The following is a 22,487-nucleotide window of genomic DNA, read 5'->3' as shown; positions in this document are numbered from 1 at the left end:
CGGGGAATGCGCAGGCATTCCTTGACGGCGGCCGTCACAGGAATTCCCCGGTTTACCCACAGCCCCAAAAGAGGGCAAAACGGGACGCAAAGGAATATCGCGTCGAGCACCCGAGGTCACACCGGTAACCTGGTGGGGTGATTGACCTTCGCCTGCTCCGTGAGGACCCCGATCGTGTGCGCGCCTCCCAGCGCGCCCGTGGAGAGGACGTCGGCATCGTCGACGCCCTCCTGACCGCCGACGAGCGGCGCAGGTCCTCCAGTGTCCGCTTCGACGAGCTGCGCGCCGAACAGAAGGCGCTCGGCAAGCTCATCCCCAAGGCTTCCGGTGACGAGAAGGCCGAGCTGCTGAAGAAGGCGGGCGAGCTGTCCGCCGCCGTCAAGGCGGCCGACGCCGAGCAGGACGCGGCCGCGGAGGAGACCCAGCAGCTCCTGCTCCAGCTGGGCAATCTCGTCCACCCCGCGGTCCCGGTCGGCGGCGAGGACGACTTCGCCGTCCTGGAGACGATCGGCACCCCGCGCGACTTCGACGCCGAGGGCTTCGCGCCCAAGGACCATCTGGAGCTCGGTGAGCTGCTCGGCGCGATCGACACCGAGCGCGGCGCCAAGGTCTCCGGCTCGCGCTTCTACTACCTGACGGGCATCGGCGCCCTGCTGGAGTTCGCACTGGTGAACGCCGCGATGGCACAGGCCACCGCGGCGGGCTTCACCCCGGTGCTCACCCCGGCGCTGGTCAAGCCGAAGGCCATGGAGGGCACCGGCTTCCTCGGCCAGGCCGCCGAGGACGTCTACCACCTCGACAAGGACGACCTCTACCTGGTCGGCACCTCCGAGGTCCCGCTGGCCGCGTACCACATGGACGAGATCCTCGAGGCGGACCAACTGCCGCGGCGCTACGCCGGGTTCTCCTCCTGCTTCCGCCGTGAGGCCGGGTCGTACGGCAAGGACACCCGGGGAATCTTCCGGGTGCACCAGTTCGACAAGGTCGAGATGTACGTCTACACGACCCCGGAGGACGCCGAGGCCGAGCACCAGCGGCTGCTGGACTGGGAGAAGCAGTGGCTGACCTCGCTCGAGCTGCCGTTCCGGGTGGTCGACCTGGCCTCGGGTGACCTGGGCTCGTCGGCGACGCGGAAGTTCGACTGCGAGGCGTGGATCCCGACGCAGGGCAAGTACCGCGAGCTGACCTCGACCTCCAACACCACCGAGTTCCAGTCGCGGCGGCTGTCGATCCGGATGCGCGAGGGCAAGAAGGTCCGTCCTCTGGCCACGCTCAACGGCACGCTGTGCGCGGTCACCCGGACCATCGTCGCGATCCTCGAGAACCACCAGCAGGCCGACGGCTCGGTGCGGGTGCCCGAGGCGCTGCGGCCGTTCCTGGGCGGACGCGAGGTCCTGGAACCGGTCGCACGGTGACGAGCGCCGGACCGACGGACGAGCGGCTCGCCGGACCGACGGACGAGCTCCCCTATCGACTGGTCGCGACCGATCTCGACGGGACGCTGCTCCGCCCCGACCACACCGTCTCGGCGCGGACCCGTGACGCGCTCGCCGCGGCCACCGCGGCGGGCGCCGCCCACATCGTGGTCACCGGGCGGACCGTCCCGGTGGCCCGGCACATACTCGACGACCTCGGCTACCAGGGGCTCGCGGTGTGCGGCCAGGGCGCCCAGCTCTACCACGCGGGTGAGCACCGGCTGCTGACCTCCGTCACGCTGGACCGCCAGGTGGCCCTGCTGGCGCTGGAGAAGATCGAGGCGGAGATCGGCCCGCTGACGCTGGCCGCGGCCCGCGACGGGCTGGACGGCGAGGTGCTGTTCGGCGAGGGCTACCGGATGGACCACGAGGGGATGCCCCTGGTGCCGTTCACGGACCCGGCCGAGCTGTGGTCGCGGCCCATCAGCAAGCTCTACATCCAGCACCCCGAGCTGGACGACGACGACGCGCTCGCGGACGCCGCCCGGACGGCCGCCGGGGGCCTGGTCGGGGTGACGATGGCCGGTACGGGACTGGTGGAGCTGCTGCCGCTGGGGCTGACGAAGGCCACGGGCCTGTCGATGGCCGCGCGCCGGCTGGGGATGACCGCCGGGGACGCGATCGCGTTCGGCGATATGCCCAACGACATCCCGATGTTCGGCTGGGCGAAGCACGGGGTCGCGATGGCGAACGCGCACCGGGATCTGAAGGCCGTCGCCGACGAGATCACCGCGTCCAACGCGGAGGACGGCATCGCCGTGGTGCTGGAGCGGCTCTTTCCTGCGGCGCGCCGGTGACGGCAGGGCACCGGTGACGGTGGCGCGCCGGTGACGACAGCGCCGTCAGTGACGACAGCGCGCGCCGGTGAACCGGCCGGATGCCGGCGCGGCCGCCTCGGCGGGCCGCCCGGCATCGGGGCCCAGCACCGGTGATCGGGCTCCCTCGGCCGCCGCAGAGGGAGCCCGGTCCAGGACGGGTCAGCCGAAGATCTTGACCGCCTGGTAGTAGGTCCACGCCGTGCCGTCGCACGAGGTCTTGGTGGCACCGCTGTAGGCGCTGCACACCCGCTTGAGGTCCTCGTAGAAGGCGCTGTCGATGCGCGCCTTGTTGGCGTCGAAGATGCCCATCGCCTTGTGGTTGCGGTAGCCGAAGTCATGCCGGGCGCAGGCGGTCTGGAACGGGAAGCCGAAGGGGTTGTCGGGGGAGCTGCTGCAGTAGTCGGTGGACCAGTCGAAGCCGTAGGCGGCCCAGGCACCCTGGTTGTTCCGCGCCGCGACCCAGGTGTTGTAGCTGCTGGCGCTGGTCTGCGTCCAGCTGGCGAGAACCTGCGGCTTGTCCGCGGGGGCCGCCTGGGCGGGTGCGGCCAGGGCGATGGCGGTGGCCGCGGTGACAGCGGTGGCCGCGAGACTCGTGACGAGGCGACGCATTCCGGTTCCTCCCGTTTTTTCACTTCTGACGCCCCCTCAATGGCTTGTGGCGCGGGGGCGGCGCGGTGTGATCCAGCGCACGCCAAGAGTTGGGCAGGTCCCTGACAACCGTCAAGATCTACACCGACGTAGAGATGAACAGAGTTCGACCAGCGGAGTTTCGGACCTTCCTCCAACTACCGCCGCTGCGCGGGTCGTTCAGGAGGCACGCAGAGGCACCCGGGAGGGAGGGGTGAGCAGCGGCCCGGGGCCCTTGACCCGTCGGAGGATCGGGGAGGTCTCCATGTCCAGCACGGAGGGCAGTTCGGCGATGCGGGTCGTCAGATAGGTGTAGAGGGCCGGGACATCGGCGCAGACCACGGTCGCCATCAGATTCTTCGTTCCGGTGGTCGCACATGCGAACGCCACCTCGGGGTGGTCCGCGAGCGCCTGCCCGGTGGCGGCGAGATCCGACGGCCTTACCGACAGCCACATCGTGGTGGTGACGCCCTGACGGAACATCCGGTGGGTGTAGTCGACGTCGAAGTACAGGGTGCCGTCGGCGCGCAGACCGGCCAGCCGGCGGCGCACCGTCGACTGCGACCAGCCGGTGGCGGCGGCCAGTTCGGCCAGTGGCGCGCGGCCGTCCCGTGCGAGGACGTCCAGCAGCTTGCGGTCCTCGGCGCCCACCGGGCCGCGCGGCCGCTTCGACCGGTCCGGCGCGGGCGGGCGCAGCCGCCCGACCTGTTCGGCCGTCAGCGCATCGGTCTTGTTGACCAGGCCCTGATCGCCGCCGTAGAACTCATGCAGCACGCAGTGCGCGCTCACCCCCACCACCCGTGGCGTCTGCGGGAGTTTGCGCAGCAGCAGGGCATCGCTGTCCAGGCCGGACGCGGCTCGTGTCGACGCGGCGACCTCGGTGCCGTCGGAGAGCACATGCACCCAGGAGGTGTCGGTCCGCCGGGCCATCGCCTCGGCCACCGGCAGCGCGGCGTCCGGCAGGCACCGCACCCGCACCAGCCAGACCACATCGCCGACCGCCGCCGGGTCGGTGAGCCCCAGGACCCGGATCGCTCCGGTCGTCCGCAGCCGGGTGTAGCGGCGGGCCACGGTCTGATCGGAGACGCCCAGCACCTCGGCGAGTCGGCTGAAGGGGGCCCGGCCGTCGAGCTGAAGGGCGTGCACCAGCGCCCGGTCCAGGTCGTCGTACGCGTCGGATTCCACCGCACAAAGCTAGCGGACGTCGGATATCGCCACCGAGGCGGTACTGGCTGGAAGAGCGGACCGGCCAGGACGACCGTAAGAGCCGCGGGGACCGCCGGGCCGCCATCGGGGGCCGGCCCTCGCGTCCCCTTGTCGGCACGTCCCGAATCCCGGAGTCAGTCATGCGCAGATCATGGTGGCCGCTCGCCGCCATCACGCTCGGCAATTTCATGCTGTTGATAGACGTCACGATTGTGAACACCGCCCTGCCCCAGGTGGCGCGGGGACTCGACGCGTCCTTCACCTCCCTCCAGTGGGTGATGGACATCTACGCGCTGGCGCTGGCCGCGCTGCTGATGGTGGCCGGTTCTGCGGCGGACCTCTTCGGACGGCGGCGGCTGTATCTCGTCGGCCTCGCGGTGTTCGCGCTCTCCTCCCTGGTCTGCGGTCTGGCACCGGACGCCGGGGTGCTGATCGCGGCCCGCGCCGTCCAGGGCGTGGGAGCGGCGGCCATGTTCGCCACCAACACCCCGCTGCTGATGGCGACCTACTCCGGACGCGACCGCGGTATCGCCTTCGGGGTGTGGGGCGGTACGAGCGGGGCGGCCGCGGCGATCGGCCCGGTGATGGGCGGGGTGCTCACCGAGTACGTCGACTGGCGGGCGATCTTCCTGGTCAATCTGCCGCTGACGGCGATCGCGGTGTGGATCACGGTCCGTTCCATCGAGGAGTCGCGCGGCGCGCCGGGCGTACGGATCGACTGGCCGGGCGCCGCCTCGTTCACGGTGTGCGCCGGGGCGCTGACGTATGGGCTGATGCGCGGCGGCGAGGAGGGCTGGGCCGACACCGGCACGGTCGCCGCGCTGGTGACGGCCGCGATCGCGCTGCTCGCCTTCGCCTTGGTGGAGCGCGGAAAGCGGCAGCCGCTGCTGGACCTGGGGCTGCTGCGCCGCCCGACGTTCGCGGTGCTGATGGCCGCGGCCCTGCTGCTGCAGGCGGGGGCCTTCCCGTACCTCACCTACGCCGGGCTGTGGCTGCAGTCGGTGCTGGGGATGAGCCCGGTGCAGGCGGGGCTCGCGGTGACGCCGATGGCGGGCGTCTCGCTGGTCGTCGGCGCGGCGGGCGGACGGCTGCTGGACCGGGTCGCCCCCGGGCGGTCGCTCGGCGGCGGACTGCTGCTGGTGGGCGCGGGCGCGCTGGTCAACGCGGCCATGGTGACCCCGGACGCGGACTGGACGGCCTTCGTCCCGGGCCTGGCGCTGGCCGGTCTGGGGATCGGCCTGGCCATGCCGGTGCTGGTCTCGGCGGCCCTCGGCTCGGCCCCGCCGGAGCGGGCGGGCATGGCCAGCGGCGCGGTGAACACCTTCCGGCAGCTGGGCTACGCCCTGGGGATCGCGGTCCTGGGCACGGTGTTCGCGACGCGGGTGCGGGACATGGTCGACGACAGCGGCGCCGTCCCGGCCCGGGCGACCGGACAGGCCGCCGAGGCCATCAGCGGCGGCCACGCCGACGCCGTCATCGCCGCCGCGCCCCCGGCCCACGCGGACGCGGCCCGCACACTCGTCCACGAGTCGTTCGCGGCCGGACTCGACCGCATCTGCCTGATCTCCGGCATCGCGGCCCTGGCGGCGGGCCTCCTGGTCCTCGCCGTCGTCCGCGGCGGCCCCGGCGGAGCACTCCCGAAGCCGACCCCGGAGCAATCCCCGGCGGAGCCGATCCACGCCTGAGCCGTGGAGGACGCGAGCCACAAGGGGCGGGCGCCCAACGGCGCCCGCCCCTTCGCCGCGTGAGGCCGACATCCGTCAACGCAGGCGGTGCGAGTAACCCTTACGCGATCGGATCGTTCTTCCATATACGCGTTATGCGCGGAGGCAACGCGAGTGGGAGCCTCGGCCGGGCGACGGATCGACGGGCAGCGATGTCACGTCGGTTGGGTCCGAAAGAGGTGGGCAGCCTCCGCTCCTGGTCCCTGGATACGGGCGGCCTAGCCCCTGGCTGGTGGGGCGTGACCATCACCCGAACTTCAGACCGGAAGGCACACAGATGCCACCTGAGATCGCACTACTGGAGTCGCGCGCACTGCGCGACAGCGTCATCGAACGGACGGATGTCCTCGACAAGGTCAAGGTTCTGACCATGCTGCCGGATGGGCTGCATATCACCACGCGCATGGTCGCGGAGTACTTCGAGGTTGGGGAAGAAGCCGTCAAGAGTCTGGCCAAACGGCACCGGGAGGAGTTCCACAGCAACGGGATGCACACACTCCGAGGTGCTGACCTGCAAGGCTTCCATAGGTCCACAATGGACCTATGGGATCCGAGTTATCCACAGGCATGCACCCAGCTGACCCTCTACCCCCGCCGGGCGGTGCTCAACGTCGCGATGTTGCTGCGGGACAGCGATATCGCCAAGCGGGTACGAACCTATCTGCTCGATGTCGAGGAGTCGGCCAGGAGCGGACCGGAGGTCGGGACGGATCAGCTCCCGTTCGAACGCATCCTCACCGAGCGGATGCTGGCCGGGCCGATCGGCAACCGCCTCGACGCCGTCGAGGCGTGTCTGGCGGATGTCGGTTCCACACTGCGCGAGCTGGCGCCGTGGATGGCCAGGGTCTCCGCTCGGCTCGACGGTATGGACCGGCGGCTCGACGCGCACGGGCGGGTCATCTGTGCCATGAGCGAGCGGCTCTGCGATCTCGGTGAGGACATGACCGAGGTCCGCAAGGACGTCGCCACGCTCAAGGCCGAGTCGGTCCAGCGGCGGGCACGGCGCGCCAAGCGGCGGCGCGCGTAGCGGATCGGAGGAGCTCGGTGGGCGGGGTGGGCGCCCTGTCCGCCGGGCTTTCCGGCCGCGAGTTGTAGGATGACTGGGCAACCGGGTGAATCGAAGTGAGGGAGCCGAGAGGGATGGCGTTGCGGGCGGCTGGGCGGCAGTCGTTGGTCGACTCCGTGGTGGAGCAGCTGCGGGCGCAGCTCGCCGAGGGGGAGTGGGAGGTCGGCGACCGTGTGCCCACCGAGCATGCCCTCGCCGAACAGCTCCAGGTCGGCCGGAACACGGTGCGCGAGGCGGTTCGTGTTCTCGTGCACGCGGGGATGCTGCAGTCACGGCAGGGCGAGGGCACCTTCGTGGTCTCCACGACCGACCCCGCCGAGGTCATGCGGGGAGTGCGGCGCGCCGGGATCCGGGATGTGCTGGAGCTGCGGATCGCACTGGAGGCGGAGGGTGCGCGGCTGGCCGCGCTTCGGCACAGCCCCGAGGATCTGCGGCGGATGCGGGCGGCGTTGGAGTCGCTCGAGGCGTTCGAGGACGCCGGGGAGCCGCCTGCGGATAGCCATCATGAGCTGCACGCCGCCCATGACCTGGAATTCCACACCGCCGTGGTCGAGGCCGCGCACAACGCCGCGCTGAGTGCGACCTATGGCTGGTTCAGCGGCTCGGTGCGCGACTCGCTGGTGGCCTCGCTCGGCGACCGCGAGGTGCCGAGCATCGTCCCCGCCGACCACCGCGCCCTGGTCGACGCCATCGCCTCCGGCGACCCGGCGGCCGCCGAGGCGGCGGCGCGGGCGCTGCTGGAGGCGCCGAAACGCGCCATCGAAACCCTGCTCGCCACCGGCTGAGCCACCTCTCGGCGGGCCTCCCCGCGACCCGGACCACCCCACCCCCACCACGACCGGAACGGAGCTCTTCTTGCCACGCCCGCACACCCCCGGCCCCGAGGCCGAACCCCTGCTCGTGGACGCCGAGACGGATCTGCGGCCGACCCCCGAGGTGGCCGCCGCGCGGCGCGCCCTGCGGGCCCACCCCGCCCTTCTTCTGATCGGCATCGTGCTGGCGTCGCTCAACATGCGGGCCGCGCTCGCCGGGGTCTCCCCGCTGCTCGGCGAGATCAGCGGCCACTTCGGGCTGTCCGCGACCATGAGCAGCCTGGTCACGACCATTCCGCTGATCTTCATGGGCCTGGCCTCGCCCTTCGCGCCCCGGCTCGCCCGGCGCTGGGGCACCGAGGCGGTGCTGCTGAGCGCGCTGGCGCTGCTGATGGGCGGCATCCTGCTGCGCGTGGCATCGCCCGTGATGGCGCTCTTCGCCGGGGGCGCCCTCGTCGGCAGCGGGATCGCGTTCCTCAATGTGCTGATGCCGGGCCTGGTCAAGCGGGACTTCCCACACCGGGCCGCCGGGATGACCGCGCTCTACACCACCTCGATGATCGGCGGGGCGACGGTCTCCGCCGCCTCCGCCGTGCCCCTGGAGAACGCGCTCGGCGGCTGGCAGGGGTCGCTCGCCTCCTGGTCGCTGCTGGCGGCGGTCGCGGCGCTGGTCTGGATACCCCAGACGGTGCTCGCACGGCGCGGTACCCACCACGGTGAGCCCGCGGCGACGCCCGTAAGGACGACGCCGGAGGCGGGGCCGAGGCTGAGCCGCTCCCCGCTGGCCTGGCAGGTCACGCTGTTCATGGGGTTGCAGTCGTCGATCGCGTACGTCTGCATCGCCTGGCTGCCGACGATCTTCACCGACCACGGCATGAGCAAGAACACGGCCGGGCTGGTGTTCGCGTTCAGCACCATGCTGCAGATGGTCGGTTCGTTCGTGGTGCCCACCCTCGCCGGGCGGATGCGCTCCCAGCGGATGCTGGCCGTCGCGGTCGCGGCGCTCATGGGCGCCGGTATCGCCGGCCTGCTGGTGGCTCCCGTCGCCGGGGCGTGGGTCTGGGCGACGCTGATCGGCGTCGGACAGGGCGGGGCCGTGGGGCTCGCGCTGACCATGATGGTGCTGCGGACCGGGGACGCCCACACCTCGGCGCGGCTGTCCGGAATGGCGCAGACCTGGGGCTATCTGCTGGCCGCGGTGGGCCCGCTGGCGCTCGGCGTGGTGCACCAGACCATCGGCGGCTGGGGGCTGCCCCTCACGCTGATGCTGGCGGTGTGCGGGGTGCTGGCGGCGCTGGGCCTGGGCGCGGGACGCGACCGCAAGATCCGGTCCTGAGCGGTCCTGAGCGGTCCTGAGGGTCCGGAGGGCCGAACGGCCTGAGCCTGAGCGGCCTCACGTCTTCACAGCCGGTCCTCAGGCCACGGAGGGCCGGCCGACAACTCCCGCCGCCACTCTCGGTGTTATCGGCATCGACGAGGACCGGAGGACGGCATGAGCGGCATGAGCCGGATGAGCGGCATGAGCGGGATGAGCGGGATGGCCGAGGCGAAGACCGCCCACGGCATGCGCGCCACGGCGGGAGGCACCCGGCGGCCACGGTCCAGGCGGCTGCTGCGAGCCCCCTGGACCGTGGCCTGTGTGGCGGCGACCGTCCTGCTCGGTTCGTCCGCGGCCGTGGCCTCCGCCCTGGGCCAGGCCAACGCCGCCCCCGGACACGCCGCGGCGGCGGCCGTCACGACGACCGCCGCCACCGCGGAGACAACCGGCGGCCGCTCCGCCATCCCTGCGCGGTGGCGGCCGTAAGGCGGGCACGAACTCCTGCGCGCTATAAGGCGGGCACGAACTCCCGGACGCCATAGGGCGGGCACGAACTCCCGGACGCCATAAGGCGCGTACGTGACCCTGGCGCCCGTAAGGCGTACACGAACCTCCGGGCGCCGGGTGTCACTTCACGCGGATCGCGCGGGCCGCGCAGGTCACGCCGGTGGTCACTCCTCCCCCGCGAGGGTCAGCGTGCGCAGCTTGCGACCCGCGAACCAGGTCGCGGCCACGGTCACGACCAGCAGCAGGATGACGCCGGTCGCCAGGCCGACATCCGACGTGATCACATTGCCGTCCGCGACCTTCTGCCCGAGCGCCAGCGCCCACTGCTGAACGCTGAGCTTGCGGGCCCCGGCCACCAGGTTGCCGAAGAAGGTCTCCCACACCAGGGCGTAGACAAGACCCGCGATCACCGCATGCCGGGTCACGGTGCCCAGCAGCAGGAAGACCGCGCTGTAGGCGACCGAGGCCACGGCGGCGGCGACGGCGTAGCCGACGGCCAGCTGATTGGCGTTGCCGTTCAGCAGGAAGCCCGCGAGCAGGGTGGGGATCGCGGAGAAGGCGACCGTGACGCCGATCGCCACGATCAGCTTGGTGAAGATGATCGTCGGCCGCTTCACCGGCTTGGCCAGCAGATAGATGACCGAGCCGTCGTCGATCTCGGGGCCGATCGCGCCCGTACCGGCGATCACGCCGATCAGCGGGACCATGGTGGCCATCGCGAAGCCGCCGAGGATCGCGTCGGCCGTCTCGTCGTCCGCTCCGGTGAGCAGCCGTACGGCGATCGAGATCAACAGCAGCAGACCGGGGAGTGAGAAGAGGATCAGCGCCCGGCGGCGGCCGAGCAGGGCCCGGTAGGTGAGCCGTGCGACGGTGGGGTGGTAGAGCGAGGACATCGCTATGGGCTCCTTTCAGGCCGCGACGAGGTAGGAGAAGACGCTTTCCAGGGACTCGTCGGAGGGCGAGACCGTGAGGAGCCGGATGTGCTGGTCACGGGCGACCCGGGGCAGCAGTTCGGTGAAGCGGGCGAAGTCGACCGCCTGGATGTGGAGTCCGCCGTCGGCGCCGGTGCTCGCGTCGACCTGGATACCGGTGGTCGACGGGTCGGCGATCAGGGCGGCCGCGAGCGCGCGGTCGTCGCTGGACCGTACGAGATAGCGGTGCGGACGGTCCGTCATCAGCCGGCGGATCTTGCGGAAGTCGCCGGAGGCGGCGTGCCGCCCCGCGACGATCACCTCGATATGCGCCGCCAGCTGCTCGACCTCCTCGAGGATGTGCGAGGAGAACAGCACGGTGCGGCCCTCCGCGCCCATCCGCCGCAGCAGATCCATGAGCTGCATCCGCTGCCGGGGGTCCATACCGTTGAACGGCTCGTCCAGGAGGAGCACCGAGGGCTCGTGCACCAGCGCGGAGGCCATCTTCACGCGCTGGCGCATGCCCTTGCTGTACGTGGAGATCTTCCGGGAGCCCGCGTAGTCCATCTCGACGGTGTCGAGCGCCTTACGGGCGGCACCGCGCGGATCGGGCAGCCCGTGCAGCTCGGCGTTGGCGATCACGAACTCGCGGCCGGTGAGGAAGTCGTACATCGCCTCCCGCTCGGGGACGATGCCGATGTGGCGGTACGCCTGCTCATTGCGCCAGATCGGGGCGCCGTCGAGGGTCACGGACCCGGTGGAGGGGGCCAGGAAGCCGCCCATCATGTTGATGAGAGTGGACTTGCCGGCGCCGTTGGGGCCGAGGAGCCCGGTGACACCGGGGCCGATGTCCATGGTCACGTCGTTGACGGCCACGACGTTCCCGAACCAGCGGGAGACGTTGTCGATGGCGATCGTGGTCACAGGCCGACCTTTCGGTAGCGGCGCATCAGCAGCCCGTACGAGCCGGCGATCAGGCCGAGGAGAACGAGGACGTAGACGAGCCCGGTTCCGGTGCCGGGGCCGACCCCGCCGGGGAACGAGGAGGTGGCACCGAGGAACGCCGTCTGCACCCCGTCGATGATGGTGATCGGCGAGAACAGCCCGATCCAGCTCACCGGTCCGGTGTTGCCCTGGTCCCAGGCGATGGCCTGGACGGCGGACACCGCGCCGTAGGAGATGGTCAGCAGGGCGATGACGGCGGCGACGCCGAAGCCGCGGCGCGGGGTGAGCGCGGCGACGACCAGACTGATGCCGGCGAAGAGAAGCGAGAGCAGAGCCACGGAGATCAGTCCTTGTGCGAAGCCCTTCGTCTGATCGGCGAAGTCCAGCTTGGCGAGCAGTGCCCCGACGTAGAGGATCAGCAGGGGCGCGCCGGTGAGGATGAACAGCGACGAGGCCATGGCGGCGAACTTGGCCACCACATAGTCCATCGCTTCGATGGGCCGCGAGAAGTAGAGCGGGACCGTCTTGAAGCGGAGGTCCCGGGAGACGGCCTGCGGCGCCTGGGAGGCGGTGTACAGGCCGATCACGGCCTGCAGCATGATCGCGTAGCGGGTGTACTCGACGGGGAGCTCGTCCACCTTGGTGGCGATGGCCACCGCGACGATGATCGCGGCCGGCATGCACATCACGGCGAACAGCAGCATCGGCGCCACCTTGGATTTCGCCGAGCGGCCGAGGCCATAGGCGCCGCGCAGGCTCTGGGAGAAGAGCGAGCGGCGGGCGTAGGCGCGGCCGAGGCGCGGGCCGTCGTAGTGGCGGTAGCCGATGTTGTGAATGACGTCGGCACGCTGCTGGGTCACGGTCTCAGGCGGCATCGACGGCACCTCCGTTCCCGTGTGCGCTTGCGCCGGCCGGTCCTGCGGGCTTCGTCGTGCCGTCCGGGGCGCCCGATGCGTCCGGGGCGCCGGATCCGTCCGGGGCGTCCGCATCATCGTCGGACCGGAAGATCTCCGCGATGCGGTGGCGGCGCTGCTCCATGCGGACCAGGCCGAGGCCGAGGTCGGCGATGGCGTCGCGGACCGTGTCGTACGTCTCCTCGCTCGCGACGTCGACCAGCAGCACATGGTCGGAGCCGGGCGTCCCGTCCGCCTCCCGGCCGACGGGCTGGACGGTGAGCCCGGCCCGGTCGAGGGCGGTGCGCAGCGCCTTGGTGCCGTCGGGGTGGTCGGTGGTGTCCGTCACCTCGACGGCGAGCGAGGCCGTCGCCTGGGTGAAGTCACTGGTGGAGCTGGAGCGGAGCAGCTTGCCGCCGTCGATGACCACGACGTGGTCGCAGGTGCGCTCCAGCTCGCCGAGCAGATGCGAGGTGACCAGGACCGAGATGCCGAAGTCGGTGTGGACGCGGCGGATCAGGCCGAGCATCTCATCGCGGCCGACCGGGTCCAGGCCGTTGGTCGGCTCGTCCAGCAGGACCAGGCGGGGGTCGTGCACCAGCGCCTGGGCCAGCTTGACCCGCTGCTTCATGCCCGTGGAGTAGCCCCCCATGGGGCGATATCGCTCCTCGTACAGGCCGACGTGGCGCAGCGTGTCGGCCGTGCGCTCACGGGCGGCGGAGGGCGGCAGCCCGGACATGCGCGCCATGTGGACGACGAACTCGGTCGCCGAGACATCGGGCGGCAGACAGTCGTGCTCGGGCATATAGCCGACGCTTTCGCGGATGGCGCTGCCGTCCTTGGCCACATCGAGACCGAGCACGGAAGCGCGGCCCTCGCTGGCGGGGGACAACCCGAGCAGGATCTTGATCAGCGTGGACTTACCGGCGCCGTTCGCACCCACCAGGCCAGTTACTCCTGGTGCGATGTCGACGGAGAGCCGGTCGAGCGCGGTGACGCGGGGGAACCGCTTGCTCAGACTTTCGGTGGCGATCACAGTCACGTGTTCGACCGTAGTGGTGTGAGCCACAAGCGGCGTCACTCCAGACGGTGGGATTCCCCTCGTCCTCGGGTCTGACGCGCCCGTAGGGGAAGGACCCCGACGGGCGGGGGTTACCCCGGGTATCCACAGGCATTCCGTGGGCTTATGCCCGGTGTGCGGCCGGTGTGAGACGCGACCGTGCCCACCCTGGGTACCACGCGGTGAACAGGGCCGGAAGGACGAACCCGGCGAACTGGACCGCCAGCGCCGCCACCATGCCCAGACCGGCGGAGATCACCACGACCATGGCCGCGGCGGAGAGCGTGAAGGCGGTGGACCAGGCGCGGGTGATCACCACATTGATCCGCTTGAACACATAGGTGTCCCACACCTCGGGCGGTGCCTGGCGGCGGGCGACACCGGTGGTGAAGGGCCGTCCCACGGCGAGTGTCGTCCAGGCGGTGACGGCGAGCCAGCTCAGCGCCAGCGCCCCGATGTAGTCCTTGAGTCCACTGTCCGGCCGGGCGAAGGCCCAGATCGTCAGCGCGGTGAAGAAGGCCACCGTGCTGCACTCCAGGATGAGGGCGTCGGCCGCCATGCCCGCCTTACGGGCCCGCACCAGCATCGCGCCGCCCAGCACCAGCCCGGCCAGGGCGCCCCACTGCCAGCCCAATGTCGACACGACCGCGAGGGCGATCCATGGGATGAAGCCGCGCAAGTAGTTCATTCGACCCTCCCCCGGGCGTCAGGTCACCTTCCGGCATGCGATGTCGAAGGTAGAAGGTGCCCCGCGAGCCCATTCCTATGCCTGAGGGCCTGTCCGGTCCGTGGATTCGCCTTTGCGCGGAGGAAGGGGGGAGGGAGTTGGGCCGCCGCATCCGGAACGAGTGGGGCCGGTTCATCCGGGCGGAGAAGGACCGCTGGAGACCCGGTCGAGCCGGACCGCTGGAGACCCGGTTGAGCCGGGACCGCTGGAGACCCGGTCGAGCCAGACCGCTAGAGGCCCGGTTGAGCCAGACCGCTGGAGGCCCGGTTGAGCCGGGACCGCTAGAGACCCGGTGCGCCCCAGACCGGGAACCAGCGGCTCAGGTCCTCCTCGATCCGCAGATCGTCCCCGAGCAGCGCCCGTATCTGGAGCTCCAGCGCGTTGTCCCGCTTCTCAGCGGCGCCCGGCAGCGGCGCGAAGGGGTAGAAGGTGCCGCGCTTGTAGAGATAGACCAGCGCGAGCGAACGCCCCGCCGGGTCCTGGAAGCCGATCAGCGAGCACAGCAGCTGAGGGCCGAACCCGCCGTCCTGGAGCAGCGAATTGACCGCGTGCAGATCGTTCACCAAGGCGGGCACATCGTCCGGCGGCTGCCGCGCCAGCAGCCAGGTGTAGCCGTACGCGTCCTGGCTGAACTCCACGGGCACCCCTCCCCGGTCCGTGTCCGCGTCCAGCAGCTCCCGCACATCCCGCTGGAGCTGGGAGAAGGCGCCGCCCTCCACGCTCGCGAAACAGACCGAGCCCTGCCCGGTCGGGGTGAACCCCGCCCCCGCCTCCAGGCTGACCGCGGCCCCCGGGAGCCCGAAGAGCCGGTCGAGGTCAGGGCGCACCGGCTTGCTGCGGCCCAGGATGGCGTCCAAGAGCCTCATGCTCAGCCCCTTCCCGCCTGGCCGAGCTGGGCGGAGATGCGGGCGAGCTGGTCGAGCCGCCGCTCCAGCGGCGGATGCGAGGAGAAGAGCCGGCTGACGCTCTCCCCGGAGAGCGCGGGCGCGAAGAAGAAGGCGTTGAACGGCTCGACCTTGCGCAGATCCCGGGTCGGGATCCGGGCCATCTGACCCGTCACCTTGGTCAGCGCGGCGGCGAGCGCCGAGGGCCGCCCGGTCAGCAGCGCGCCAGCACGGTCGGCGGACAGCTCGCGATAGCGGGACAGCAGCCGGGTCAACAGAAAGCTGATCGCATAGACCACGGCGCTGATCAGGGGAATGAGCAGCACCGCGATGCCCACGTTGTTGTTGCGGCTGCCCCGGCTGAGACCGCCCCACAGCGCCGCGCGGGTCATGATGCCCGCCAGCACGCCGAGGAAGGACGCGATGGTCATGACCGCCACATCGCGGTGCGCCACATGCGAGAGCTCATGGGCGAGCACGCCCTCCAGCTCCTCCGGCTCCAGCCGCCGCAGCAGCCCCGTGGTGGCGCACACCAGCGCGTTGCGCTGATTGCGGCCGGTGGCGAAGGCGTTCGGCACATCGGTGTCGGCGATGGCCACCCGCGGCTTGGGCATGTCCGCCAGCGCGCACAGCCGGTCCACCGCACCGTGCAGCTCGGGGGCCTGCTGCGGGGTGACCTCCCGGGCGCCCATGCTGAACGCCGCGATCCGGTCGCTGAACCAGAACTGCGCCACGAACAGCCCTCCCGCGATGATCACGATCAGCAGCCAGGCGCCCTTGAACAGGGCGAGCAGCACACCGATGAAGACCACATAGAGCAGCCCGATGAAGAACATCGTCATGACCATGCGGGCGGTCAGCCCCCGGTCCGGGGGATAGCGGGTATGCGGCATGGGATGCCTCCCCAGCGACGCGACGCCAATGGCTCTATACCCGATTCTGCCGCTTATAGGGCGGTCTGCGCCCTGCCCTTTGTTCGGTTATCCGGTGGTCTGTGCCACGCCCATTATCCGGCGGCCTGTGCCACGCCCATTATCCGGCGGCCTGTGCCGCCTATCCGGCGACCTGTGCCGCGCCCTCCGTGGCGATCTTCTCGAAGGTCGCGAGGTCGGCCGCGAAGATCGAATCGAGGATCGGCCAGTGCAGCACGATCTCGTCGATGCCCAGCTCGGCATGGCATCCCGCGAAGTCCACGAAAGCGTCCACCGAGCTCAGCGGGCCTGCGGCCTCCGGGGTGAAACCGGTGAGCATGATCTTGTCGAGCTCGCCGGTGTCCCGTCCGGCCTCCGCGCACGCCCGGCCCAACCGCTCGATCTGACCGGCGATGGCGGCCAGCGAATCGGCCGGGGTGCCGGTCTCGGAGATCTTCGGATCGCCCGTGGTCACCCACGCCTGGCCGTAACGCGCCGCGAGCCGCAGCCCGCGCGGACCGGTGGCGGCCACCGCGAACGGCAGCCGCGGCCGCTGCACACAGCCGGGGATGTCGCGCACCTCGTGGGCGCTGTAGTGGGTGCCCTCGTGCGTCACCACATCGTGCGTCAGCAGCTGGTCGAGCAGCTCGACGAACTCGCCGAAGCGGTCCGCCCGCTCCCGGGGCGACCACGGCTCCTCGGCGCCCCGCAGCAGCGCCGTCGCGTCGAAGCCGGAGCCTCCCGCGCCGATGCCGAGCGTGATCCGCCCGCCGGACACGTCGTCCAGCGTGATCAGCTCCTTGGCCAGCGTCACCGGATGCCGGAAGTTCGGGGAGGTGACCAGGGTGCCCAGCCGCAGCCGGGAGGTCGCCGCCGCGGCCGCCGTCAGCGTGGGGACCGCCCCGAACCAGGGCCCGTCGCGAAAGCTGCGCCAGGACAGGTGGTCATAGGTGTACGCGGCGTGGAAACCCAGCTCCTCGGCGCGCTGCCATATCTCCCGGCCGCGCTCGGACCAGCGGTAGACGGGCAGGATCACGGTGCTCACTCGCATGGGGTGAGCCTAAGCGGTGGGTGTGACAACGCCACACCGATATCGGCGCCGTACCGAGATCAACGCCCTGCCGACATCGCACCGGCCGCACGCCCGTAACGGCGCCCATGGACCTGCACGAGCACAGCCCCGGCACCGCTGAGCGGCATATGCGGGAGGATGGTTGCCGTGACCCCTGCGACCGAGCGGCCGAACACCCCGGCCCCAGAGCCCTCCCACCCCGCCCCGGCCCGGCCCCGGCTGATCGCCACCGACCTCGACGGCACCCTGCTGCAGGACGACAAGACGGTCTCCGACCGCACCGTGGCGGCGCTCGCGGCGGCCGAGCGGGCGGGGATCGAGGTGTTCTTCGTCACCGGCCGCCCGGCCCGTTGGATGGACGTCGTCAGCGCCCATGTGCACGGCCACGGCCTGGCGATCTGCGCCAACGGCGCCGCCGTGGTCGATCTGCACCGGGACGGGCTGCCGATCGAGGTCCGCCCGCTCGCCGCCGACCAGGCCCTCGCCGTCGTCGAGGCGCTGCGCGAGGCGGCCCCCGGCACGTCCTTCGCGGTCGAGCGCAGCGGCGGGATCTTCTACGAACCGGAGTACCCGCCGTTCCACCTCGACCCGGGCGCGATCGTCGCACCCGCCGAGAAGCTGCTGCACGACGGATTCGCGCACGCCGACATGCCGGTGCTCAAGCTGCTCGCCCACCACCCCGAGCTGGCGCCCGACGCCTTCCTCGAGCTGGCCCGCTCGGTGGCCGGGACCTACGGCGACTTCACCCGCTCCAGCCCGTCCGCCCTGCTGGAGGTCAGCGGGCTCGGGGTCAGCAAGGCCAGCACGCTGGCCCGGTGCTGTGCCGAGCGCGGGATCTCCGCCGCGGAGGTCGTGGCGTTCGGCGACATGCCCAATGACCTGGAGATGCTGATGTGGGCGGGCACCTCCTACGCGATGGCCAACGCCCATCCGGAGGTGCTCGCCGCGACCACCCACCGCACGGGCGCCAACACCGAGGACGGCGTCGCCGCCGTCATCGAGCGGATCGTCGAGCGGACCCTGGCGGGCTGAAGCGCACGCGACCGCCCCCCGGCCGTGGGGCCGGGGGGCGGCGCTTCGCACAACCGCGTTTATCAGACGCGTTTACCAACCGCGTTTCACCAGAAGAAGACCAGGTAGCCGTTACCACCGGGGGTACCGGGGGCGCCCGCGCTGCCCGGGGTGTTGCCACCGGGGCCGCCGACGCCGCCGTCGCCGCCCGCGCTGGTGTTCGTCGGGGGCAGCTCGACGATGCCGTCGACCGCGTCGCCGCCCTCGCCGCCGTCGGCACCGGACGCCCCGTTCTCACCGGTGCGGTTCACCACGGAGAGGCTGTTGCAGGCGCCGGTGCCGCCGGTGCCGCCGGTACCCGGAATGCCCGGAGCGGCCGTACCGCCGGCACCGCCCGTGCCGCCCGTGCCGCCACCGGCGACGAGCTGGACGCCGCTGCTGGAGGTCAGCGTGGTCGCGGTGCCCGGCCCGCCGGCGCCGCCGTTCCCTCCCGGGTTGCCGCCCACGGTTCCACCGCTACCGGCACCACCGGCGCCGCCGGCGGTACCCAGGTCCACCGAGTAGGTGGCGAACGGCGTGACCGGGATGACACACCAGGTGAAGCCGCCGGCCCCGCCGCCACCACCGGTGCCGCCGGGGCCGGTCAGGGTGGCGCTGGCGCCGCCACCACCGCCGCCGCCACCGCCGCCCGCTCCCCACGCCTGGATGTGCACCGAGGTGACGCCCGCGGGAGGCGTGAAGGTGCCATCCGTGGTGAACTCCTGGACCCCGTGGATGATGGACGGCGGCCGGGGCGGCTTGGGACGGCCGCCACCCAGGGTGTCGTCCGCCTGAGCGGCGGGTGACATGGTCAGCACCTGGCCGGTGAGGCTCGCCGCAGCAAGGGTGGCGAAGAGGACCCGGCGGCGCGCCCGGGATCGCTTGGGAGTGGGACTCTGGCTGTTCACGTCATGACTTCCTTCCCCGCGGTCGGGCCAACATCTGCCGCGGAGGGCGGTGGGATACGAAGGTCCGAACGGCCCGCGAGCCTCATCCCACCGTCGGCCACCACGCACCGCACTCCGACGGCGCGCTAGTTGGCCCGCGTAGGTGAGGCGTTGGGCCGGGCGAGCGACAACCGGCCCCCCCCCACAGCGGCGTGTCGGGCCCACAGCGGCCCGCCGGGCACCACCCTCGCCGGGCGGTGACGCGTCGCCACCGGGCGGCAGACGTAGGCGTACGGCGGCGCCAGGCGCGCGACGGCGCCAGGCGTACGGCGGCAGACGCAGGCACGCAGCACGCCGTCGGGCGCTGGGCGGCGTCAGGCGTGCGGCAGACGCAGACGTACCGAGGCGTCAGGCGCACGGCAGGCGCAGGCGCACAGCCCACCGTCGGGCACACAGCGCCGTCACGCGTACGGCGGACGCAGACGCGCGCAGCGTCAGACGCACAGCAGAAGCAGGCACACAGCCCGCCGTCAGGTGCTGGGCGGCGTCACGCGTATGGCAGACGCAGACGTACCGAGGCCTCACGCGTACGGCAGACGCAGGCGCACAGCGGCGTCAGACGCACGGCAGGCGCAGGCACACAGCCCACCGTCGGGCACACAGCGCCGTCAGGCTATGACGACGCCAGACATACAGCCGCATCAGACGCACGGCGGCGTCAGACGCACAACCGCTGTCAGACGTACGGCGCCGTCAGACGTACGGCGCCGTCAGGCGCCCTCGCTCGGTAGCGGCGCCTCCCACACCACCGCCGTCCCGCGCCCGCCCTCCCCGAGTCCGGGCCCGACGCCGCTCGATCCGCCCAACGCCTCGGCCCGCCGCACCAGGTTCGTCAGGCCGCTGCGCCGCCCGCCCGCGGGCACGCCCACCCCGTCGTCCGCGACGGTCAGCCGCACCGACGGTCGCCCGTCCGCAAGCTGCCCAGTGGCGTCCACGACCACCTCGATCCGTTCCGCCCGCGCGTGCCGGAAGGCGTTGGACAGCGCCTCGCGCAGCGCCGCGACGAGATGGGCGCCGGTGGCCGTGCCGACCCGGGAGTCCACCGGTCCCACGAAGGTCAGGGACGGCTGGAAGCCCAGCGGCACGGCGGCGGCCCTGACCTCCCGCAGCACCCGGCCGCGCAACCCGGGCGGCGTCTCGGGCGGGGTCTGCTGCAGTGCGTAGATCGCCATCCGCACCTCCTGGATGGTGGCGCCCAGTTCCTCGACGGCCCGCTCGATCCGCTCCCGCACCTCCGGCGCGTCCGACTGGCGCTCCGCGCTCTCCAGCAGCATCCCGGTCGCGAAGAGCCGCTGGACGACGAGGTCGTGGAGATCGCGGGCGATCCGATCGCGCTCCTCGAGGACCGCGAGCCGCTCCCGGTCGCGCTGCGCCTCGGCGAGCACCAGCGCGACCGCCGCCTGCGCCGCGAACTGGGCGGCCAGCGTGCGCTCGGTGGCGGTGAACGGGCGGGCGCCGTGCTCGCGCGCGGTGGCCAGCACGCCGACCACCCGTTCCCCGCTGCTCAGCGGGACCATCAGGCTCGGCCCGTAACGCCCGGGGACGCCGGTGCCGAGCAGCGGGTCGGCGGCCGGGTCCTCGATGACGACCGGCTGCCCGGCCAGCAGCCTCGGCACGGCTGGGGAGCGGGCCGGCAGTACGGTGCCGAGCAGCCCGGACCGCTCATCGGCGGCCACCGCCGCGACCTTCAGCCCGCCATCGCCCTCCTCCGGCAGCAGCACGATCCCCACCACCGCGTCCGCGAGTTCCCTGACCTTCTCGGCGACCACGGCGGGCCCTTCCCCGGCGCCGCCGGACAGCAGCGTCTGGGTGACGGCCACCGATCCCTCGATCCAGCGCTCGCGCTGGCGGGTGGCCCCCTGGACGCGGGTGTGGCCGATGGCGATCCCCGCCTCCGTCGCCAGCACCTCGACCAGATGCCGGTCGGACTCGGTGAACGGACCGTCGTCCCGCTTCCCGGCGAGGTAGAGGGTGCCGAAGACCTCCTCCCCGACCCGCAGCGGAACGCTGAGGTACGAGCCCGGCGGCCGGTCATCCGACGGCGACTCGGCGCGCCGTGCGTCGGCCAGCAGCTCTGCGCACCGCTCCCGGTCGGTCTCGGTGTCGGTCTCGCCGTAAGTGACCACATCGGCCAAGCCCTGCCCTTCGGCGGCGTCGCCGGCGGCGTGGTGCACCCCGATCGCGGCGCGGCGGGCGCCCACCAGCTCGGCCGCGGTGCGCACGATCCGGTCGAGGACGGTGTGGGCGTCCGGCCCGTCGCCGAGCGAACGCATCGCCTCCAGCAGCCGCGGGAGCCGCGCCGTGAGCTCGGTGGACAGCCCACGCAGACCCCGGGTCGCCTCCGCGGCCACGTCCAGGGGATCGGGGGAGGGCGCAGCGGCCGCCATGCCGTCGAGCCTAATGAATGGCCCAGATGAACGCCCCCGCTCTGCTCGCGCCGGCCCCTGCCCGGTGGATCTTCGTCGCCCGCACATCGGTCGACTGGCGCCTGCGACATCGGCCGGCCGGCACCGCGAGGCCCGAGGCCCGCTGAGGCTGGCGCCGCGGCCCACGGACAGCTGGTGCCGTGTCCTGCGGCATCTGCTGCCGCGGCCACAGCCTGCGCAGCCTGGCTCGGTAGCCCGCGACAGCTGGCGGTGGCCTGCGACAGCTCGTGCCGTAGCCCGCGGGCTGAGGCCGAAGCCCGCGCAGTCTGCTGGCGGACCCCGAGCCCGTCGGTCGCCGCGGCCCGCGACAGCTCGTGCCGTGGTCCGCACCGCCTGCTGCCGTGGCCCGCTGCGGCCGTTGCCACAACCCGCGCCGTCTGGCGCCGTAGCCCGCGACAGCTAACGGGTGGCCTGCGACAGCTCATGCCCTGGTCCGCACCGCCTGCTGCCGTGGCCTGCGGCATCTACTGCCGTGGACCGCTCCGGCCATTACCGTGGCCCGCCATTACCGTGGCCCGCGCCATCTGGTGTCGGACTCCGCGACTGGTGGCGCCGTAGCCCACGGCAGCCGTGCCGCTGCGAGCCGGCACCGAGGCCCGCGCCGTCCGGTGCCCGGGCCCCGGCGCCCATCTGACGCCGTAGCCCCGCGACAGCAGGCGCCGTAGCCCACGGCAGCCCGCCGCGGGCTGGGGCCGAGGCCCGCGCCGCCTGCTGCCGGGCCCGCGCCTGGCTGGCGCCGCAGCACGCGACAGCTGACGCCGTGGCCCACTGCAGCCGTTGCCGCAGCCGCGCCGCCTGCTGCCGGACCCCGCACCGACCTCGCGGTAGCCCGCGGCCGCTCGTGCCGCAGCCCCCTGTGACCGTTGCCGAGACCCGCGCCGCCTGCTGCCGGACCCCGCGCCCGTCTGGCGCCATAGTCCACGGCAGGTGGCGCCCTGGCCCGCCGCGGGCTGGGGCCGAGGCCCACGCCGTCTGCTGCCATGGCGCCTCCCAGCGGTGCCGGGGAGGCGACTCCCGGCCATAGCCAGGGCCGTCGGACCAGGAGTCCCGGGGCCGCGACGATCCGCCAGGCAGAGCCGCCTAGCCAGCGCCCCAGTGCCCGGCGCCC

At 72.1% G+C, this 22,487-nt stretch carries 20 protein-coding genes; 8 read left to right on the top strand and 12 right to left on the bottom strand.

The window, feature by feature from the left end; translation table 11 throughout:
* Positions 1–137: 137 nt before the first annotated feature.
* Both serS and J8403_RS22265 read left to right on the top strand, forming a co-directional pair.
* Entirely contained in the window at positions 138–1,415 is a 1,278-nt protein-coding gene (gene serS / locus J8403_RS22270; RefSeq protein ID WP_211124706.1) for a serine--tRNA ligase, read from the top strand.
* Positions 1,412–2,272 (top strand): HAD family hydrolase, encoded by an 861-nt coding sequence (locus tag J8403_RS22265; RefSeq protein WP_211124705.1) that lies wholly within the window; start codon positions 1,412–1,414, stop codon positions 2,270–2,272. Before serS ends, J8403_RS22265 begins: the two co-directional genes overlap by 4 nt.
* 180 nt (positions 2,273–2,452) lie before the next feature.
* On the opposite strand, the gene J8403_RS22260 is transcribed toward J8403_RS22265, so the two are convergent.
* Positions 2,453–2,902, bottom strand: a complete 450-nt coding sequence (locus J8403_RS22260) for a phospholipase (protein ID WP_211124704.1) — start codon at positions 2,900–2,902, stop codon at positions 2,453–2,455.
* 198 nt (positions 2,903–3,100) lie between these two features.
* Positions 3,101–4,105 carry an Lrp/AsnC family transcriptional regulator gene (locus J8403_RS22255; protein ID WP_211124703.1) on the bottom strand — a complete coding sequence of 335 codons (1,005 nt, stop codon included), beginning with the start codon at positions 4,103–4,105 and terminating at the stop codon, positions 3,101–3,103.
* A 161-nt stretch (positions 4,106–4,266) separates the two neighbouring features.
* On the opposite strand from J8403_RS22255, the gene J8403_RS22250 reads away from it, so the two are divergent.
* From J8403_RS22250 to J8403_RS22230, 5 genes are all read left to right on the top strand, one after another.
* Positions 4,267–5,811, top strand: a complete 1,545-nt coding sequence (locus tag J8403_RS22250; protein ID WP_211124702.1) for an MFS transporter — start codon at positions 4,267–4,269, stop codon at positions 5,809–5,811.
* 316 nt (positions 5,812–6,127) lie between these two features.
* The gene (locus J8403_RS22245) at positions 6,128–6,877 is read left to right on the top strand and encodes a hypothetical protein (RefSeq protein WP_211124701.1); all 750 of its coding nucleotides are present in this window, start codon (positions 6,128–6,130) and stop codon (positions 6,875–6,877) included.
* A 113-nt stretch (positions 6,878–6,990) separates the two neighbouring features.
* Positions 6,991–7,701: a FadR/GntR family transcriptional regulator gene (locus tag J8403_RS22240; RefSeq protein WP_211124700.1), complete on the top strand. Its 711-nt coding sequence runs from the start codon at positions 6,991–6,993 to the stop codon at positions 7,699–7,701.
* 70 nt (positions 7,702–7,771) lie between these two features.
* On the top strand, positions 7,772–9,064 hold the full coding sequence (locus J8403_RS22235) for a CynX/NimT family MFS transporter (RefSeq protein WP_211124699.1): 1,293 nt from the start codon (positions 7,772–7,774) through the stop codon (positions 9,062–9,064).
* A 156-nt stretch (positions 9,065–9,220) separates the two neighbouring features.
* Positions 9,221–9,532 (top strand): hypothetical protein, encoded by a 312-nt coding sequence (locus J8403_RS22230; RefSeq protein WP_425519822.1) that lies wholly within the window; start codon positions 9,221–9,223, stop codon positions 9,530–9,532.
* Between the two features lie 185 nt (positions 9,533–9,717).
* Here the strand turns inward: J8403_RS22230 and J8403_RS22225 are convergent, their stop codons facing one another.
* The 8 genes from J8403_RS22225 to J8403_RS22190 form a co-directional block, all read right to left on the bottom strand.
* Complete coding sequence (locus J8403_RS22225) at positions 9,718–10,446, bottom strand: ABC transporter permease subunit (RefSeq protein WP_211124698.1); 729 nt, start codon at positions 10,444–10,446, stop codon at positions 9,718–9,720.
* A 15-nt stretch (positions 10,447–10,461) separates the two neighbouring features.
* A complete protein-coding gene (locus J8403_RS22220) occupies positions 10,462–11,388 on the bottom strand; it encodes an ABC transporter ATP-binding protein (protein WP_211124697.1) in 927 nt (308 codons plus the stop codon).
* The gene (locus J8403_RS22215; protein ID WP_211124696.1) at positions 11,385–12,284 is read right to left on the bottom strand and encodes an ABC transporter permease; all 900 of its coding nucleotides are present in this window, start codon (positions 12,282–12,284) and stop codon (positions 11,385–11,387) included. Before J8403_RS22215 ends, J8403_RS22220 begins: the two co-directional genes overlap by 4 nt.
* Positions 12,274–13,371, bottom strand: coding sequence for an ABC transporter ATP-binding protein (locus J8403_RS22210; protein ID WP_246585936.1), 1,098 nt, complete (start codon positions 13,369–13,371; stop codon positions 12,274–12,276). Before J8403_RS22210 ends, J8403_RS22215 begins: the two co-directional genes overlap by 11 nt.
* Before the next feature lie 115 nt (positions 13,372–13,486).
* Positions 13,487–14,050, bottom strand: a complete 564-nt coding sequence (locus tag J8403_RS22205; RefSeq protein ID WP_059143688.1) for a hypothetical protein — start codon at positions 14,048–14,050, stop codon at positions 13,487–13,489.
* A gap of 320 nt (positions 14,051–14,370) precedes the next feature.
* The gene (gene pspAB, locus J8403_RS22200) at positions 14,371–14,955 is read right to left on the bottom strand and encodes a PspA-associated protein PspAB (protein WP_211124694.1); all 585 of its coding nucleotides are present in this window, start codon (positions 14,953–14,955) and stop codon (positions 14,371–14,373) included.
* 2 nt (positions 14,956–14,957) lie between these two features.
* On the bottom strand, positions 14,958–15,866 hold the full coding sequence (gene htpX / locus J8403_RS22195; RefSeq protein ID WP_211124693.1) for a zinc metalloprotease HtpX: 909 nt from the start codon (positions 15,864–15,866) through the stop codon (positions 14,958–14,960).
* Between the two features lie 160 nt (positions 15,867–16,026).
* Positions 16,027–16,935 (bottom strand): LLM class flavin-dependent oxidoreductase, encoded by a 909-nt coding sequence (locus J8403_RS22190; protein ID WP_211124692.1) that lies wholly within the window; start codon positions 16,933–16,935, stop codon positions 16,027–16,029.
* 159 nt (positions 16,936–17,094) lie between these two features.
* Here J8403_RS22190 and J8403_RS22185 point away from each other — a divergent pair, with 159 nt between their 5' ends.
* Positions 17,095–17,988 (top strand): HAD family hydrolase, encoded by an 894-nt coding sequence (locus tag J8403_RS22185; RefSeq protein WP_425519821.1) that lies wholly within the window; start codon positions 17,095–17,097, stop codon positions 17,986–17,988.
* A gap of 86 nt (positions 17,989–18,074) precedes the next feature.
* Here the strand turns inward: J8403_RS22185 and J8403_RS22180 are convergent, their stop codons facing one another.
* Together J8403_RS22180 and J8403_RS22175 are read right to left on the bottom strand one after the other, a co-directional pair.
* On the bottom strand, positions 18,075–18,914 hold the full coding sequence (locus J8403_RS22180) for a hypothetical protein (RefSeq protein WP_211124690.1): 840 nt from the start codon (positions 18,912–18,914) through the stop codon (positions 18,075–18,077).
* Between the two features lie 749 nt (positions 18,915–19,663).
* A complete protein-coding gene (locus J8403_RS22175; protein WP_211124689.1) occupies positions 19,664–21,340 on the bottom strand; it encodes a sensor histidine kinase in 1,677 nt (558 codons plus the stop codon).
* Between the last annotated feature and the right edge of the window lie 1,147 nt (positions 21,341–22,487).

The sequence above is a fragment of the Streptomyces yatensis genome (genome assembly GCF_018069625.1).
GTDB classification, from domain to species: Bacteria; Actinomycetota; Actinomycetes; order Streptomycetales; family Streptomycetaceae; genus Streptomyces; species Streptomyces yatensis.
This window is presented reverse-complemented; position numbering and strand designations above follow the sequence as displayed.

What these genes read in the sequence shown, in the direction of transcription:
- J8403_RS22250 (WP_211124702.1), top strand. Translation starts at nt 4,267, where the DNA reads ATGCGCAGATCATGGTGGCCGCTCGCCGCCATCACGCTCGGCAATTTC.
- J8403_RS22245 (WP_211124701.1), top strand. Translation starts at nt 6,128, where the DNA reads ATGCCACCTGAGATCGCACTACTGGAGTCGCGCGCACTGCGCGACAGC.
- J8403_RS22240 (WP_211124700.1), top strand. Translation starts at nt 6,991, where the DNA reads ATGGCGTTGCGGGCGGCTGGGCGGCAGTCGTTGGTCGACTCCGTGGTG.
- J8403_RS22225 (WP_211124698.1), bottom strand. Translation starts at nt 10,446, where the DNA reads ATGTCCTCGCTCTACCACCCCACCGTCGCACGGCTCACCTACCGGGCC.
- htpX (WP_211124693.1), bottom strand. Translation starts at nt 15,866, where the DNA reads ATGCCGCATACCCGCTATCCCCCGGACCGGGGGCTGACCGCCCGCATG.
- J8403_RS22175 (WP_211124689.1), bottom strand. Translation starts at nt 21,340, where the DNA reads ATGGCGGCCGCTGCGCCCTCCCCCGATCCCCTGGACGTGGCCGCGGAG.
- J8403_RS22205 (WP_059143688.1), bottom strand. Translation starts at nt 14,050, where the DNA reads ATGAACTACTTGCGCGGCTTCATCCCATGGATCGCCCTCGCGGTCGTG.
- J8403_RS22185 (WP_425519821.1), top strand. Translation starts at nt 17,095, where the DNA reads ATGGTTGCCGTGACCCCTGCGACCGAGCGGCCGAACACCCCGGCCCCA.
- J8403_RS22190 (WP_211124692.1), bottom strand. Translation starts at nt 16,935, where the DNA reads ATGCGAGTGAGCACCGTGATCCTGCCCGTCTACCGCTGGTCCGAGCGC.
- J8403_RS22260 (WP_211124704.1), bottom strand. Translation starts at nt 2,902, where the DNA reads ATGCGTCGCCTCGTCACGAGTCTCGCGGCCACCGCTGTCACCGCGGCC.
- pspAB (WP_211124694.1), bottom strand. Translation starts at nt 14,955, where the DNA reads ATGAGGCTCTTGGACGCCATCCTGGGCCGCAGCAAGCCGGTGCGCCCT.
- J8403_RS22230 (WP_425519822.1), top strand. Translation starts at nt 9,221, where the DNA reads ATGAGCGGCATGAGCCGGATGAGCGGCATGAGCGGGATGAGCGGGATG.
- J8403_RS22215 (WP_211124696.1), bottom strand. Translation starts at nt 12,284, where the DNA reads ATGCCGCCTGAGACCGTGACCCAGCAGCGTGCCGACGTCATTCACAAC.